The following is a 13687-nucleotide window of genomic DNA, read 5'->3' as shown; positions in this document are numbered from 1 at the left end:
CCACACAGGTTTCCGGTCGTGCACCCGGGCAAACCGCTCGCCGGCAGGTTTGGCCCCGCTCGAACCCGGGAAAGCAATGCCGTGCCAGGCCGATCGCAGCCACGAGGAGGTGCGGCCGGTGAACACCCCCGCCGTCGAGGCCGCACCGGCCCGCGCTCCCGACCAGGTGTTGACCTTCGGCGTCGAGGAGGAGTTCCTCGTCGTCGATCCGCGCACCGGTGAGCCGTCCGACGGCGGTCCGGGCGTCCTGGCCGGTGTCTCCGCCCTCGACCCGCAGCAGGGAGTCCACCCCGAACTGCTGACCGCGCAGACCGAGGCCAGCACCGGCGTGTGCGGCGCGCTGACGCAGCTGCGCGGCGAGCTGCGCGCGGGGCGGGACCGGATGGCCCTCGCCGCGCGCGACGAGGGCCTGGCGCTGATCACCTCCGGCACGCCTCCCCTGCCGGGCGCGCCCAGCCCGGTCTCGCCGGGCGCGCGATTCGCGCGGATCGCCGAGACCTACCGGGCGGTGGTCGCCGACTACCAGGCCTGCGGCTGCCACGTGCACGTGGGCGTGCCCGACAGGGAAACGGCGGTGGCCGTGATCAACCACCTGCACCGGTGGTTGCCGTCGCTGCTGGCGATGTCGGCGAACTCCCCGTTCCACCTCGGCGACGACACCGGCTACGCGAGCTGGCGCATGGTGCAGCAGTCCCGGTTCCCCGGTTCGGGGATCCCGCCGCACTTCGCCTCCGCGGCCGATCACGACCGGCAGGTCGAGCGGCTGGTGGACTGCGGGGTGCTCGTCGACGGGGCCATGTCGTTCTGGCTCGCCCGCCCCTCCCCGCACCTGCCGACCGTGGAGCTGCGGGTCGCCGACGCCGCCACCACCGTCGGCGAAGCCGTGCTGCAGGCCGCGCTGAGCCGGGCGCTCGTGCGGACCGCGCTGCGCGAGCTGTCGGCGGGGCGCGAGGCGCCCCGCACCGACGAGCGGCTCACGCAGGCCGCGGTGTGGACCGCAGCCCGCCACGGGCTCGACGGGCCGGGGATCGACCTGGCCGAGCCCCGGCGCGCCCCGGCCGCCGAACTCGTCCACGCCATGGTCCGGTGGGCCTCTCCCGCGCTGGAGGAGACCCGCGACCTGGCCGTGGTGCGCAAGCTCCTCGCCGGGCTGCTGCACTGCGGCACCGGCGCCCGCAGGCAGCGCGCGGCGGCCGCCCGGGGAGCGCTGCTGCCCGCGCTGCAGATCCGACCCCGATGGGAGGGAACCCGATGACCGCGCTGCCGCACCCGAGAGGCCCGCTGTCGGAGGCCGTCACCACCGCGCTGATGGGCGCGGCCCCGGTGCCACCGCCCGCCGCGGCGCGCGGCCACGACCCGTTCGGCGACGACCTCGCGCTCGCCCTGCACACCTGCTACGAACTGCACTACCGCGGCTTCGACGACGTCTCGCCGGACTGGGAGTGGGAGCCGGAGCTGCTGGCCCTGCGGGCCGAGATGGAGCGCTCCTTCCTGGACGCGCTGCGCGAGCAGGTCCGCGTCTCCGACGACGTCACCGGAGCGCTCGACGGGCTGCTGGTGGAAACCGTTCCGGGCAGCGGGGTTTCGCACCACCTGCGCGATCGCGGCGAGTGGTGGCAGCTGCGGGAGCACTTCGCGCACCGCTCGATCTACCACCTCAAGGAGGCCGACCCGCACGCGTGGGTGATCCCCCGGCTGCAGGGCCGGGCGAAGGCCGCGCTGGTGGCGGTGGAGTTCGACGAGTTCGGCGGTGGCCGAGGCGACCGCGTCCACGCCCGCCTGTTCGCCGACCTGCTGGAAGGCGCGGGCCTGTCGCCGGAGTACCTGCACTACCTGGACGTGGTGCCCGCACCGCAGATCCGCATCGTCAACCTCATGTCGCTGCTGGGACTGCACCGGGGCTTGCGCGGCGCGCTGGTCGGGCACTTCGCCGACGCCGAGATCACCACCGCGCCCAGCGCGCAACGCCTGGCCACCGCGCTGCAACGGCTCGGCGCGGCACCCGAGTGCGTGCACTTCTACACCGAGCACGTCGAGGCCGACGCCGTCCACGAGCAGGTGCTACGCCGCGACGTCATCGGCGACCTGCTGGACCGCGAACCGCACCTGGCCGCCGACGTCGTCTTCGGGATCGAGGCCACCGAGTTCCTGGAAGCGAAGCTCTCCGAGCACCTGCTGGACGCGTGGGGTGCGGGCCGCACCTCCCTGCTCAGCCCGCTCGACGGGGCACCGCAGCTCGCTGCGAGCGGGTGACCGCCGGTCGAGAATCGGACCGTCACCGGAGTCGACTCGGGAGTCACCCATGAGCACAACGGCGCAGATCGGCGTCACCGGCCTGGCGGTCATGGGCCGCAACCTGGCCCGCAACTTCGCGCGCAACGGCTACGCGGTCGCGCTGCACAACCGCACGCCCGCGCGCACCCGCGACCTGGTCGAGGAGTTCGGGCAGGAGGGCACCTTCGTGCCCACCGAGTCCGCCGAGGACTTCGTGGCCGCGCTGGAACGGCCGCGACGGCTGGTCATCATGGTCAAGGCCGGTGACCCCACCGACGCTGTGATCCGCGAGTTCGCCCCGCTGCTCGACTCCGGCGACGTGATCATCGACGGCGGCAACGCGCACTTCGCCGACACCCGCCGCCGCGAGCAGGAGCTGCGCGAGCGCGGCATCCACTTCGTCGGCACCGGCATCTCCGGTGGTGAGGAGGGCGCGCTGCACGGGCCGAGCATCATGCCGGGCGGTTCGAAGGAGTCCTACGCCTCGCTCGGCCCGATGCTGGAGCGCATCGCCGCCCAGGCCGCTGACGGGGCGCCGTGCGTCACCCACGTCGGCGCGGACGGGGCCGGTCACTTCGTGAAGATGGTGCACAACGGCATCGAGTACGCGGACATGCAGCTCATCGGCGAGGCATACCAGCTGCTGCGCGACGTCGGCGGCTACTCGCCGGAGGAGATCGCCGGGATCTTCCGCGCGTGGAACACCGGCCGGCTGGACTCCTACCTGATCGAGATCACCGCCGAGGTCCTCTCCCACGTGGACGCCGCGACCGGGCGCCCGTTCGTCGACGTGGTGGCCGACCGGGCCGAGCAGAAGGGCACCGGCCGCTGGACCGTGCAGCTGGCCTTGGAACTGGGCGTGCCGGTGTCCGGGATCGCCGAGGCGGTCTTCGCGCGCTCGTTGTCCGGCCACACCGCTCTGCGCGAGGCTTCCGCGCAGCTCGCCGGACCGACGCCGCAGGCGTTGGGCCCGGCGGAGGCCGCGACGTTCGCCGACCGGGTCGAGCAGGCCCTCTACGCGTCGAAGATCGTGTCCTACACGCAGGGCTTCCACGAGATCGCCGCGGGCAGCGCGCAGTACGACTGGAGCCTCGATCTCGGTGCGATCGCGTCGATCTGGCGCGGCGGGTGCATCATCCGCGCGGCGTTCCTGGACCGCATCCGCGCCGCCTACGACAGCCGCCCGGACCTGCCGAGCCTGCTCGACGACGCCGAGTTCGCCGAGGAGATCGCCGAGGCGCAGGACGATTGGCGCGCGGTGCTCGTCTCCGCCACCGAGCAGGGCGTTCCCGCACCGGGTTTCGCCGCCGCGCTGTCCTACTACGACGCGCTGCGCGCCGACCGGCTCCCGGCCGCGCTCACCCAGGGACAGCGGGACTACTTCGGCGCCCACACCTACCAGCGCACCGACCGCGACGGCACCTTCCACACCTCGTGGGGAGGCGACCGCAGCGAGGTCGAGGTCTGATCAGCCCTCGCGGGGCGGTCTCGCCGCGGGGACCGCGAGCGCCGAGGGCACGAGCAGGACCGCGACCAGCAGCAGGGCGTGCAGGGTGCCGACGTGGTCGGCGAGGTAGCCCAGCAGCGGCGGTCCCGCGAGGAACGCGGTGTAGCCGATGGTCGACACGACGCTGACCCGGGCGGCGGCCCGGGCCGGGTCGTCGGCCGCGGCGCTCATGCCGACCGGGAATCCCAGCGAGGCGCCGAGACCCCAGATCGCGGCGCCCAGGAACACCAGCGGAAGCCAGGTCCCGTGCACCACCAGCAGGACGCCGACGGCGGCCGTGGCCATCGTCGTCCACAGGACCTTGACGCGACCGAAGCGGTCGAGCAGAACGGTGCCGCCGACGCGTCCTGCAGTCATGGCGCTGAGGAACGCGGCGAACCCGACGGCGCCGAGCCACGGCGGGATGTCGTGACCGTCGACCAGCGCCACCGCCAGCCAGTCGTTGGCCGTGCCCTCGGTGAGCGCCATCGCGAGCACCATGAGCCCGACCAGCAGCGTGCGGGGTTCGGCCCAGGCCCGCAGGATTCCGCCGCCGGACTTCGCGTCCGGATCGGGCTCGTCGTGCGCGGGCAGCAGCGACGGGACGGCCAGCGCCGGGCCGATCGCCGCCAGCAACGCGGCCGCGATCAGGTGCGCCACGACCGGCACGCCGAGCGCGGCGCAGGCCGCGCCGACACCGGCTCCGATCACCGTGCCGAAGCTGAACCCGGCGTGGAAGCGGGGCATGATCGTGCGGCCGATCGCGCGCTCGACCGCCGCGCCGTCGATGTTCATCGACACGTCCCACAGACCCGTGCCCAGCCCGAACGCGAACAACCCCGCCGCGGTGATCCACACGCTGCCGAACAGCCCGGCCCCCGTTCCGGACAGCACCAGCCCGGAAGCCGTGACCACGGCTCCGCCGCTGATCACCGCCCGCGCCCCGAACCGGTGCACCGCGGTCCCGGACAGCGGCAACGCGAGCAGCGATCCCGCCGAGATCGCCAGCAGCATCCGGCCCAGCTCCCCGGGCGTCACCGACAGCGCGTCGCGCACCTCCGGGATCCGCGACATCCAGCTGGCCATCGCGAACCCGTTGAGCGCGAACACCACCGCGACGGCGTTGCGCGCCCGCAGCACGCCCGGTTCGGCACGCGTTTCGACCGCCACAGAAATCCCCCAGGAACCGTTGGGCACAGCACCGCGATGCACGGCATCGATCCAGACCGCTCACGAGTCTGGGCCACAACCCTTAGACGGTCAAACCACTTTCCGCAAGAATGAGCCGGATCTCCGGAAGGGCCGTTCGAGCAGCACCGGCACCCGGTCCAAGTCAGCCGATGCTCCGCCGTCCGAGACCGACTAGTAGTTTCCCTGGCACTCCTGCAGTTCCTGCTCGGTTGCTTCCGGGCCGCTGTGGAACCGGCAGGAGCGCTCGATCTCGTCGCTGTCGGCGTGGCCGTCGTCGAGCGGCGAGTCACCCGGGCACTGCTGCGGGTCGTAGACCTCCGGGCTGCTGCAATCACGCGTCCCACCGGATTCGGACTCGCTCGGCGTGCTGGATCCCGACTCGGGTCCCGTTGCCGGCTGCTCGCTCTCCGGCCGGCTCTTCTCCGCTGACCGCCCGAAGCACTCGTCCCAGGTCATCCCGGCACACGGCCCGATGCGCGGGTCGTCATCGGCCACGTCGGTGTACCCGTTGCCCGTTCCGCTCAACTGGCACATCCAACCGATCACGTCGTCCCCCCAACGACAATGCTCGTACTTCACCGCTTCGCCGGTCTCCGATGGCGAATCCTGCTGCTGCGCGGAGGAAGGCGGTGGTGCCGGTGCAGGTGCAGGTGGCGGAGCGGGCACGGTGATCGTGACCGGGCGGTGCGGGTTGCGCCGGCAGCACCGAGCACCCGGCCAACCCGAGCGCGGAAGCCGCGAATGCGGCAGCGATGAACCGAACGGACATGAACGATCCCCCGAAGGAAGGGCAGGGCTCCACTACGCCCTGGCTTGGATGCGCAGCTCGCGAAGACGATCTTGATTGAAGTCGGCCAGCTCGATCGCGGCGTCCCGCGCCGCGGGAGTCGCGGCCACGTCGATCTGCTCGTGCCAGAACCGCACCGCTTGCTCGTGCGAGGTGATCGCCTCAGCGATCCGGCGCTGCTCGGCCCTGCGCTGCGCGAAGCGATACCGGGCCACCGCGACCACCACCGCGGCGATCACCCCGACGACCGAGAACACCGGCCAGAGCCTGGCCACGACCACGCACACCAACACCAACGCCAGGAACCCGGCACACCCGCGCATCGGAGCTCACTCCCCGACGGGGGCCGCCGGCCGCACCGACGGCGAGTGGAACTCGACCACGAACCGCATCGCCGCTGAGGTGCGTTTCGGCTCGACGTTGCGCTCTCCCATGACGATCCCCCGGGCACTGGTTGCCGGTGGGAAACCGGCCTTCGCCGGCTCCCGGCAGCGGGCGGCTACCCGCGAAGCAACCGTGCACCACCCTGGTGCAGTCACCCAGGGTCGAAGGACCCGGGAACGCTAGTCGCTTCCCGCGTGGCGGTCGAAGCCGGCGGGATCGTGCGCGGCGACGATGTCGATCTCCTCCGGCCGGGCCGCGAGTGCGCGGAGCCGGTCCTGGTTGCGCAGCCGAGCCCGGTTGTCGACCGCCGTGACGCGCTGGAACGCGCGCAGCGCGGGCGGGCAGTGCGGGGGCGTCGCGAGCTCGCCGTCGGCGAAGACGGCGTCGCCCGCGTGCAGCAGCCAGCCCGAGCCGGTGCTGACGGCGACGCCGACGTGGCCGGTGGTGTGGCCGCCGAGCGGGACCAGCAGGATCTCCTCGGGCAGCCCGTCGAGGTCGCGCACCGCCTCGAAGCCGAACCAGTCCTGCCCGGAAGCGGGCTCGTAGCAGGCCCAGTCGGGACCGTGCGCCCACTGGCTCGCCCGGTAGCGCATGTCGGAAGCCTCCGTGGCCGCGCGCAGCTCCGGGCCGTGCACGTGCACCTTGGCCTGCGGGAAGTCCCGCAGGCCCCCGGCGTGGTCGAGGTCGAGGTGGGTGAGCACCACGTGCCGCACGTCGGACGGGTCGTAGCCGAGTCGCGAGACCTGCGCGAGCGCCGTCGAACCGGGGTCGAGCAGCGGGTTCATCAGCATCCGGAACTGCTTCGGCAGCGAGGTCCGCGCAGGGTCGGAGTCGGCGCTGCCGAAACCGCTGTCCACCAGCACCAATCCGCTCTCGGTCTCGACGAGCAGGCAGTGGCAGACCATCCGCGCGCGGCGCAGCACCGACCCCGCACCGTCGATCAGCCGGCCGCCGAGGGGACGCATCGGACCGCAGTCCAGGTGGTGAACCCGCATGCGCCCCACCCTAGGCGATCATCCGCCCGCCATCGCCCCGATGATCATGTACGGCTCCTTGCCGGAGACGACCTCCTCCGGCAGCGGATCGTCGATGTCCTCGTTGGACAGGTCCAGTTCGCAGGCGAAGAACCTGATGAACGCGCGCCGCTTCCGGGTGTCGTGGTCGCGGACGGTGCCGCGCAGCGCCGGGTAGCGGGCTTCCAGCGCGTCGAGCACGAGCCGCTGCGTCGGAACCCCGTCGACCTCGACGAGGACCTCGTGCTCGGGGATCTTCGCCAACGTGCGCAGGTGCGCGGGAAGCAGGATGCGGATCATGGCAGCGTTTGCACCTCCACCGACAGGACCGAGGGCAGGTTGGTGACGATGGGGCGCCAGGTGTCGCCGGAGTCGGGCGAGACGTAGACGTCACCGCCGGTGGTGCCGAAGTAGACGCCGCAGTCGTCGAGCTCGTCCACGGCCATCGCGTCCCGCAGCACGTTGACGTAGCAGTGCTCCTGCGGCAGCCCCTTCGTCAGCGGCTCCCACTCGTCGCCGCCGACGCGGCTGCGGTAGACGCGCAGCTTGCCCTCCGGCGGGTAGTGCTGCTCGTCGCTGCGGATCGGCACCACGTAGACCGTGTCGGGCTCGTGGGCGTGCACGTCGATCGGGAACCCGAAGTCGGTGGGCAGGTCGCCGCTGATCTCGTACCAGGACTCGCCCGCGTCGTCGCTGCGCATCACGTCCCAGTGCTTCTGCATGAACAGCACGTCGGGCCGGTCGCGGTGCAGCGCCAGGCGGTGCACGCAGTGGCCGACGTCGGCGTCGGGGTCCGGGATCTGGCCGGAGTGCAGGCCGTGGTTGATGGGCTTCCAGGACTTGCCGCCGTCGTCGGTGCGGAACGCCCCGGCCGCCGAGATCGCGATGTAGAAGCGGTCCGGGTTGTTCGGCGCCTGGATGATCGTGTGCAGGCACATGCCGCCCGCACCGGGCTGCCAGTTCGGGGCGGACTCGTGCTCGCGCAGCGCGGGCAGCTCGTGCCAGCTGCGCCCGGCGTCGGTGCTGCGGAAGAACGCGGCGTCCTCGACCCCGGCGTAGATCGTGTCGGGGTCGGTCGCCGAGGGCTCCAGGTGCCAGACGCGGGTGAACTCCCACGGGCGCGGCGTCCCGTCGTACCAGAGGTGCGTGCCGGGAGTGCCGTCGTAGGAGAAGTGGTTGTCGACGGGGTTCCAGGTGCGCCCGCCGTCGTCGGAGCGCTGGATCTGCTGCCCGAACCAGCCCATCGACTGGGAGGCGAACAGGCGGTCGGGATCGACCTTCGAGGCTTTGAGGTGGTAGAGCTCCCAGCCGCCGAAGTGCGGGCCCTCCACCTCCCACGTTTCGCGGGTGCCGTCGGCGGTGAGGATGAACGCTCCCTTGCGGGTGCCGACGAGGACTCGGACACGGCTCATGAGTGGCTCCCTGCGCTGGTCACGACTGGTCTCCAGCTCAAGGTAGGCCCGCAGCGACCGGCTGTCTTCTCCGATCTTGCGCAATCGGCGAGGCCAGCGGCGGCAGCGCGACCAGCACCGGGGCCGACCAGGGCGGCACGACCCGCAGGGTGATCTCGCGGTCCTCCGGCGGCCGCCCGGGTCCGATGCGCACGGGGGCGGGTGAGCCGCCGACGACGTTCCAGCCCGGCACCAGCTGCTCGGTGTGCTCGGCGCGGGCGGAGAACGCCGTGGCCAGCAGCCAGTACGTGCCGGCCGCGATACCGGTGAGCGCGAAGCAGCCCAGTTCGTCGAGCAGCGCCCCGACGACCGGCACGCCGCGCGGGGCGCGCTGCGGGAACAGGCCGACGTAGATGGCGGCCTCCCCGCCGAGCGCGAGCAGGGCGTCCGGGGCGAGGTGGACCGCGCCGGTGACGGTGCCGCCCGCGCCGGTTTCACCGGTCATGACGGGCCGGGGCGGGGCGTCGCTGAGCAGGTCGGGCAGCCTGCGGAACTGCACCGGGGACAGGCCGATGTCGGCGGTGAACCGGCGGGTGAAGGTGCCGACGGAGCTGAAGCCGACCTCGCAGCAGATGTCGCTGACGCGCTCGTCGGTCTCCAGCAGCAGCCGTTTGGCGCGCTGGAACCGGTGCGCGGCCAGGAACTTGCCGGGTGGCTGCCCGTGGGCGCGCTCGAACGCGCGGGCCAGGTGGAAGGGGCTGTAGCCGACGTGATCGGCGACGTCGGACAGCGTGATCGGTTCCCGCGCGTGCCCGGCGATGAAGCGCGCGGCCTCGACTGCGACGTTCGACATCTGCGCCTTCCCCCGTTCGGCCCAGTCCCGGCGGCATGACGCGACGGTACCCCGCACATCCGACATTCCGGATTCGAAATCGGCCCGAGACCCGGCTGGGCTAGGCTGCACGGGTTTGATCTTGGGAGATCGGGAGTGTCGGTGCGGAAGCTGGTGCGGCGAGTCCGGTCCGGGTTCGATCGCGCGTGGTACGCGGCGGTGCGGGCGTGGCCGCTGTCGCTGGTGGCGCTGGGCGCTCTGCTGATCGCGGTCGCGCTGCTGCCGGTGGCGGTCGGGATCGCGCCGGCGGTGCTCCTGCTGGTGCTGGGCGGTTTCCTGCTGGCCGCGCACCTGCGCGGGGTGCGCGGCCGCTGGGCCGGTCACGACTTCTCCCCCGCCGCAGAACCGTTTCCGCACACCGAGATCGGAGTTCCGGCCGCCTACCCGGAGTCCTGGTTCGTGCCGCTGGCCGGTCGCGGGACGGCGCTGCTCAGCGACGACATCGACCACGCCGTGCGGGAGCGCCGCTTCGCGGTGCGCCTGGCCGAGCGGCCCTACCGGCCCGCGCCGCTGCTGCGCGCGACCGCACCGCACCTGCCGGCCCTGCGCTCGGCGGAGGAGCCGCTGTTCAACGGCCCGGTGGTGGGGTTGCGCACCGATCCGCTGCCGGGCCCCGGCGACGCCGAGGTGCGGCTGCACCGGGCTCGCTTCTTCGACTTCCAGTGCTCCAACGAGCTGTGCGGCCTGCGGATCGCCGAACGCGGGTCCGGCGAGGTGTTCGACGCCCGCCGCGCGCTGCTGACCGATGCGTCGGGCCGGTTGCGACCGCTCGACGCCGGTGAGCTCGCCGACGTGGTGGGCGTGTCGACGCTGGCGTTCACCACCGACGGGCTGCTGGTGATCGTCGGCGACGGCGACCCGTCCGGCAGCGGCTCGCTGGAGCCGCGGGACCTGGTCACCGCCGACGGTGCGCCGCGCCGGGAGCTGGCCGAGGTGCTGTGCACCGGCATGGAGCGCGAGCTGCGCGAGGAGACCGGGCTGGCGCGGGGTTCGGTCGCCGGAACCGAGCTCACCGGGTTCGCGCGGTGGATGGAGCGCGGCGGGAAACCGGAGTTCTTCGGCATCACCCGGCTGTCGGTGTCCAGCGCGAGCCTGCACGGCGACGACGTGTCGTTCCTGGAGGTCGACCTGGCGACGCTGCGCCGGGAGCTGCGCACCGGCGCGGGCCTGCTGGAGGCGCCGAGCCTCCCGCAGCCGGTCCGGGAGCACGGGACGCTGCCGCTGCTGCTGGCGATCCGCGCGGCGGCGCTGCGGTAGGGGAATCCTTCAGCTCCGCACCGGGAATCACCGATGGCGACCGGTCGCGGATCTTCCTAGCGTTGATCGGCACGAGGCGGTTCCTCGACCGAGAAGGACGCGCCATGCCTGTGCTCAGCGAGAACGGCGCGCGCACCGGTGCCGGGCGGATCGGCCTGGCCAGCGGGGTGGGTGCGACGCTGGAGTTCTACGACTTCGCGATCTACGGCACCGCCGCGGCCCTGGTGTTCGGGCAGATCTTCTTCCTCAGCGACGACGAGTGGTTCGGCGCCTTCCTGGGGCTGGCGACGTTCGCCGTCGGGTTCCTGTTCACACCGCTCGGGGCGCTGCTGTTCGGCTGGATCGGCGACCGGTTCGGGCGCCGGTTCTCGCTGCTGCTGACGTTCGCGGTGATGGGGTCGGCGACGCTGCTGATGGGCGTGCTGCCCTCGTACCTGGCGATCGGGATCACCGCGCCCCTGCTGCTGATCGTGCTGCGCGTGTTCCACGGGCTGGCGCGCGGCGGGGAGATCGGGGGCGCGGCGGTGCTGGCCGTCGAGCACGCGCCCGCCCACCGCCGGGGCCTGTACGGGTCGTTCGCCGCGCTGGGGTCGCCGCTCGGGCAGCTGCTGGCGAACCTGGCGTTCTCGCTGGTCCTGCTGATGCCGATGCGGGCCGTGATCGACTGGGGCTGGCGGGTGCCGTTCCTGGTCGGCGGGCTCGTGCTGGCGCTGGGCGTGTGGGCGCGGCGCGGTGTCGCCGAGACGCCGGAGTTCGCGGCGCTGCCGCGCGACCGGAAAACCCCTCTCGCAGCGGTGTTCCGGGAGGACTGGCGGCGGTTGCTGCTGGCGGCCGGGGTGAACCTGGGGCTCAACGCCAACATGTTCATCCTCGCGACGTTCATGCTCTCCTACGCCACCGCCGCCGCACCGCAGGGCCTCGCGCTGCCGAGGCAGCCGATCGTGCTGGGCAGCGTCGTCGGGTTGCTGTGCCACTCGGTCACGATCGTGCTGGCCTGCTGGTTGTCGGACCGGCTGGGCCGCAAGCCGGTGATGCTGTCGGGAGCGGTGACCGCGCTGGCGTACGCGCTGGTGATGTTCCGGATCGCCGACATCGGCACGCCGCTGGCCGTGGGGGTGGCGGTGATCATCGGGTTCACCCTCGGCGGGTTCCTGTTCGGGCCGCTGCTGACCTACTTCTCGGAGCTGTTCAGCGTCGAGCAGCGGCAGTCCGGGGTGGGGCTGGCGTTCCAGCTCGGCAGCGTGCTCGGCGGCGGGCTCGCGCCCGTCATCGCCAACCGGCTGATCGCGGTCACCGGCAGCTCGACCGCCGTCGGCTGCTACATCGCCGCCGGGTTGCTGGTGTCGCTGCTGTGCCTGCTCGCCCTGCCCGAAACCGCGCCCGCGCGCACGAGAGGAGCCGCATGACCGAGTCGACGATCGCCGCGCTGACCAGGCGGATCGAGGTGCTGGAGGCCGAGGCCGAGATCCGCCGGATCCAGGCCCGGTACCTGTTCCTGTGCGACACGCCGTGCCCGGAGTTCGGGGTGCGCGACGACGCCGAGCGCATCGACAGGATCATCGAGCTCTACGCCCCCGACGCGGTCTGGGAGGGCGTGGGCGAGCACTACGACGGCCAGTTCGGGCGCGCCGAGGGGCACGCGGCGATCCGGGCGCACTTCGAGCGGTTCTGGAGCCGGGATCCGGCGCTGGTGCTCAACGCGCACTACCTGACCTCGGAGCAGATCCGCGTGGACGGCGACGAGGCGACCGGGCTGTGGATCCACCTGCAGCCGTGGCTGTTCGCCGACGGCAGCGGGGTGCTGCGCTCCAGCAGGCTCAACAACGCCTTCCGCCGGGACCCCGACGGCTGGAAGATCACCCGCACGCGCACCGAGAACGTGCTCATCGCTCCCCTGCCCCCGCGGTTCGCCACCGATCACCCGACGGCGTCGGTGCTGCTGGATCCGTAACCAGATCGGACCTGTCCGGGAGCCGTTCCGGCTGCCTAGTCTTGTCCTGTCCCCTGGTTCGCCTGGAGGGATCTTGACGACGTCTTCCGCCCCGGTGGTGCACATCGTCGACGACGACGAGGCGCACCGGCAGTCCTTGGTGTTCCTGCTCAGACGGTCGGCGTGCAGGCGCTGACCTACCCGGACGCGACCGGGTTCCTCGACGAGTTCGACCCGGCCGAACCCGGTGTGGTGATCGTCGACGTGCGGATGCCCGGGTTGAGCGGGTTCCAGCTGCAGGAGGCGCTGTTCGAGCGGGAGTACCCGGCGCCGGTGATCTTCTGCTCGGCGCACGGCGACATCCCGATGTCGGTGCGCGCGATGCGCCTCGGCGCGGTGGACTTCCTGGAGAAGCCGTACGAACCGCAGCGCATGCTCGACGTCGTCCAGGACCAGCTGCGCGAGGCCGAGCAGTCCTTCACCGCCCACGCCGAACGCCTGCGCGTCCGGGAGCGGATCTCGACCCTCACCCCGCGCGAGCGCGAGGTCCTGCGCCTGGTCGTCGACGGCCTCTCCAGCCAGCTCATCGCCCGGAACCTCGGCACCAGCGTGAAAACCGTTGACGTGCACCGAGCCCGCATCAAGTCGAAGACGAACGCCGACAGCCTCGGCACCCTCGTCCGAGACCTCCTCCACCACTCAATCCCCCTCTGACCCCACGCAGTTTTCATGAAAACTGTCCCCCACCCGAAACGGAAAACGACGGAAGCGAGGTTGTGGGGGTGGGGAAGTTTTCATGAAAACTTCCCCACCCCCACAACACCCCACACCACCACCCCCGGAAAACAACCACGTCGAAAACCACTGTCTAAAAAGGCCTTTCACCAAGCACGAGGGAGTCCCCTCTCGCTGGGATAGGGAAGTTTTCATGAAAACTGTCACCTCGTTCGAGACGGATGACGATGTCGGTGTGGTGGTGGGGTGGGGGACGTTTTCATGAAAACTTCCCCCGATCATCGATACCCGACGGGTTCAGGGGTGGTGAGGTTTTCATGAGAACTTCGTTCTCCGGGGAGGACGAT

At 71.8% G+C, this 13687-nt stretch carries 14 protein-coding genes; 7 read left to right on the top strand and 7 right to left on the bottom strand.

Going from position 1 to position 13687, the window contains the following annotated elements; translation table 11 throughout:
- The first annotated feature begins 118 nt into the window (after positions 1-118).
- Genes REH65_RS28355 through gndA form a run of 3 tightly spaced genes read left to right on the top strand, consistent with a single transcriptional unit; the run spans position 119 to position 3742 of the window.
- A complete protein-coding gene (locus REH65_RS28355) occupies positions 119-1255 on the top strand; it encodes a glutamate--cysteine ligase (protein ID WP_406689829.1) in 1137 nt (378 codons plus the stop codon).
- Complete coding sequence (locus tag REH65_RS28350; RefSeq protein WP_406689828.1) at positions 1252-2253, top strand: iron-containing redox enzyme family protein; 1002 nt, start codon at positions 1252-1254, stop codon at positions 2251-2253. Before REH65_RS28355 ends, REH65_RS28350 begins: the two co-directional genes overlap by 4 nt.
- Positions 2254-2302: 49 nt before the next feature.
- Positions 2303-3742: an NADP-dependent phosphogluconate dehydrogenase gene (gene gndA / locus REH65_RS28345; RefSeq protein WP_406689827.1), complete on the top strand. Its 1440-nt coding sequence runs from the start codon at positions 2303-2305 to the stop codon at positions 3740-3742.
- On the opposite strand, the gene REH65_RS28340 is transcribed toward gndA, so the two are convergent.
- From REH65_RS28340 to REH65_RS28310, 7 genes are all read right to left on the bottom strand, one after another.
- Entirely contained in the window at positions 3743-4930 is a 1188-nt protein-coding gene (locus REH65_RS28340; RefSeq protein ID WP_406689826.1) for an MFS transporter, read from the bottom strand.
- 192 nt (positions 4931-5122) lie between these two features.
- Positions 5123-5497: a hypothetical protein gene (locus tag REH65_RS28335; RefSeq protein ID WP_406689825.1), complete on the bottom strand. Its 375-nt coding sequence runs from the start codon at positions 5495-5497 to the stop codon at positions 5123-5125.
- A gap of 255 nt (positions 5498-5752) precedes the next feature.
- The gene (locus REH65_RS28330) at positions 5753-6061 is read right to left on the bottom strand and encodes a hypothetical protein (RefSeq protein WP_406689824.1); all 309 of its coding nucleotides are present in this window, start codon (positions 6059-6061) and stop codon (positions 5753-5755) included.
- Between the two features lie 240 nt (positions 6062-6301).
- Positions 6302-7117: an MBL fold metallo-hydrolase gene (locus REH65_RS28325; protein ID WP_406689823.1), complete on the bottom strand. Its 816-nt coding sequence runs from the start codon at positions 7115-7117 to the stop codon at positions 6302-6304.
- Between the two features lie 18 nt (positions 7118-7135).
- Entirely contained in the window at positions 7136-7435 is a 300-nt protein-coding gene (locus REH65_RS28320) for a MoaD/ThiS family protein (RefSeq protein ID WP_281453500.1), read from the bottom strand.
- The gene (locus tag REH65_RS28315; protein WP_406689822.1) at positions 7432-8547 is read right to left on the bottom strand and encodes a WD40/YVTN/BNR-like repeat-containing protein; all 1116 of its coding nucleotides are present in this window, start codon (positions 8545-8547) and stop codon (positions 7432-7434) included. The genes REH65_RS28320 and REH65_RS28315 overlap by 4 nt, the downstream gene beginning before the upstream one ends.
- Before the next feature lie 37 nt (positions 8548-8584).
- On the bottom strand, positions 8585-9379 hold the full coding sequence (locus REH65_RS28310; RefSeq protein ID WP_406689821.1) for a helix-turn-helix transcriptional regulator: 795 nt from the start codon (positions 9377-9379) through the stop codon (positions 8585-8587).
- 141 nt (positions 9380-9520) lie between these two features.
- On the opposite strand from REH65_RS28310, the gene REH65_RS28305 reads away from it, so the two are divergent.
- From REH65_RS28305 to REH65_RS28290, 4 genes are all read left to right on the top strand, one after another.
- Positions 9521-10675 carry a hypothetical protein gene (locus REH65_RS28305; RefSeq protein ID WP_406689820.1) on the top strand — a complete coding sequence of 385 codons (1155 nt, stop codon included), beginning with the start codon at positions 9521-9523 and terminating at the stop codon, positions 10673-10675.
- Between the two features lie 104 nt (positions 10676-10779).
- Positions 10780-12081 carry an MFS transporter gene (locus REH65_RS28300; protein WP_406689819.1) on the top strand — a complete coding sequence of 434 codons (1302 nt, stop codon included), beginning with the start codon at positions 10780-10782 and terminating at the stop codon, positions 12079-12081.
- Positions 12078-12626, top strand: coding sequence for a nuclear transport factor 2 family protein (locus REH65_RS28295; RefSeq protein WP_406689818.1), 549 nt, complete (start codon positions 12078-12080; stop codon positions 12624-12626). Before REH65_RS28300 ends, REH65_RS28295 begins: the two co-directional genes overlap by 4 nt.
- Positions 12627-12788: 162 nt before the next feature.
- Entirely contained in the window at positions 12789-13319 is a 531-nt protein-coding gene (locus REH65_RS28290) for a response regulator transcription factor (protein WP_406689817.1), read from the top strand.
- Positions 13320-13687: the final 368 nt, after the last annotated feature.

Source organism: Saccharopolyspora sp. ID03-671 (genome assembly GCF_045278815.1).
In the GTDB taxonomy this organism is placed as follows: domain Bacteria; phylum Actinomycetota; class Actinomycetes; order Mycobacteriales; family Pseudonocardiaceae; genus Saccharopolyspora; species Saccharopolyspora ipomoeae.
This window is presented reverse-complemented; position numbering and strand designations above follow the sequence as displayed.

What these genes read in the sequence shown, in the direction of transcription:
- REH65_RS28350 (WP_406689828.1), top strand. Translation starts at nt 1,252, where the DNA reads ATGACCGCGCTGCCGCACCCGAGAGGCCCGCTGTCGGAGGCCGTCACC.
- gndA (WP_406689827.1), top strand. Translation starts at nt 2,303, where the DNA reads ATGAGCACAACGGCGCAGATCGGCGTCACCGGCCTGGCGGTCATGGGC.
- REH65_RS28330 (WP_406689824.1), bottom strand. Translation starts at nt 6,061, where the DNA reads ATGCGCGGGTGTGCCGGGTTCCTGGCGTTGGTGTTGGTGTGCGTGGTC.
- REH65_RS28325 (WP_406689823.1), bottom strand. Translation starts at nt 7,117, where the DNA reads ATGCGGGTTCACCACCTGGACTGCGGTCCGATGCGTCCCCTCGGCGGC.
- REH65_RS28320 (WP_281453500.1), bottom strand. Translation starts at nt 7,435, where the DNA reads ATGATCCGCATCCTGCTTCCCGCGCACCTGCGCACGTTGGCGAAGATC.
- REH65_RS28315 (WP_406689822.1), bottom strand. Translation starts at nt 8,547, where the DNA reads ATGAGCCGTGTCCGAGTCCTCGTCGGCACCCGCAAGGGAGCGTTCATC.
- REH65_RS28310 (WP_406689821.1), bottom strand. Translation starts at nt 9,379, where the DNA reads ATGTCGAACGTCGCAGTCGAGGCCGCGCGCTTCATCGCCGGGCACGCG.
- REH65_RS28300 (WP_406689819.1), top strand. Translation starts at nt 10,780, where the DNA reads ATGCCTGTGCTCAGCGAGAACGGCGCGCGCACCGGTGCCGGGCGGATC.
- REH65_RS28295 (WP_406689818.1), top strand. Translation starts at nt 12,078, where the DNA reads ATGACCGAGTCGACGATCGCCGCGCTGACCAGGCGGATCGAGGTGCTG.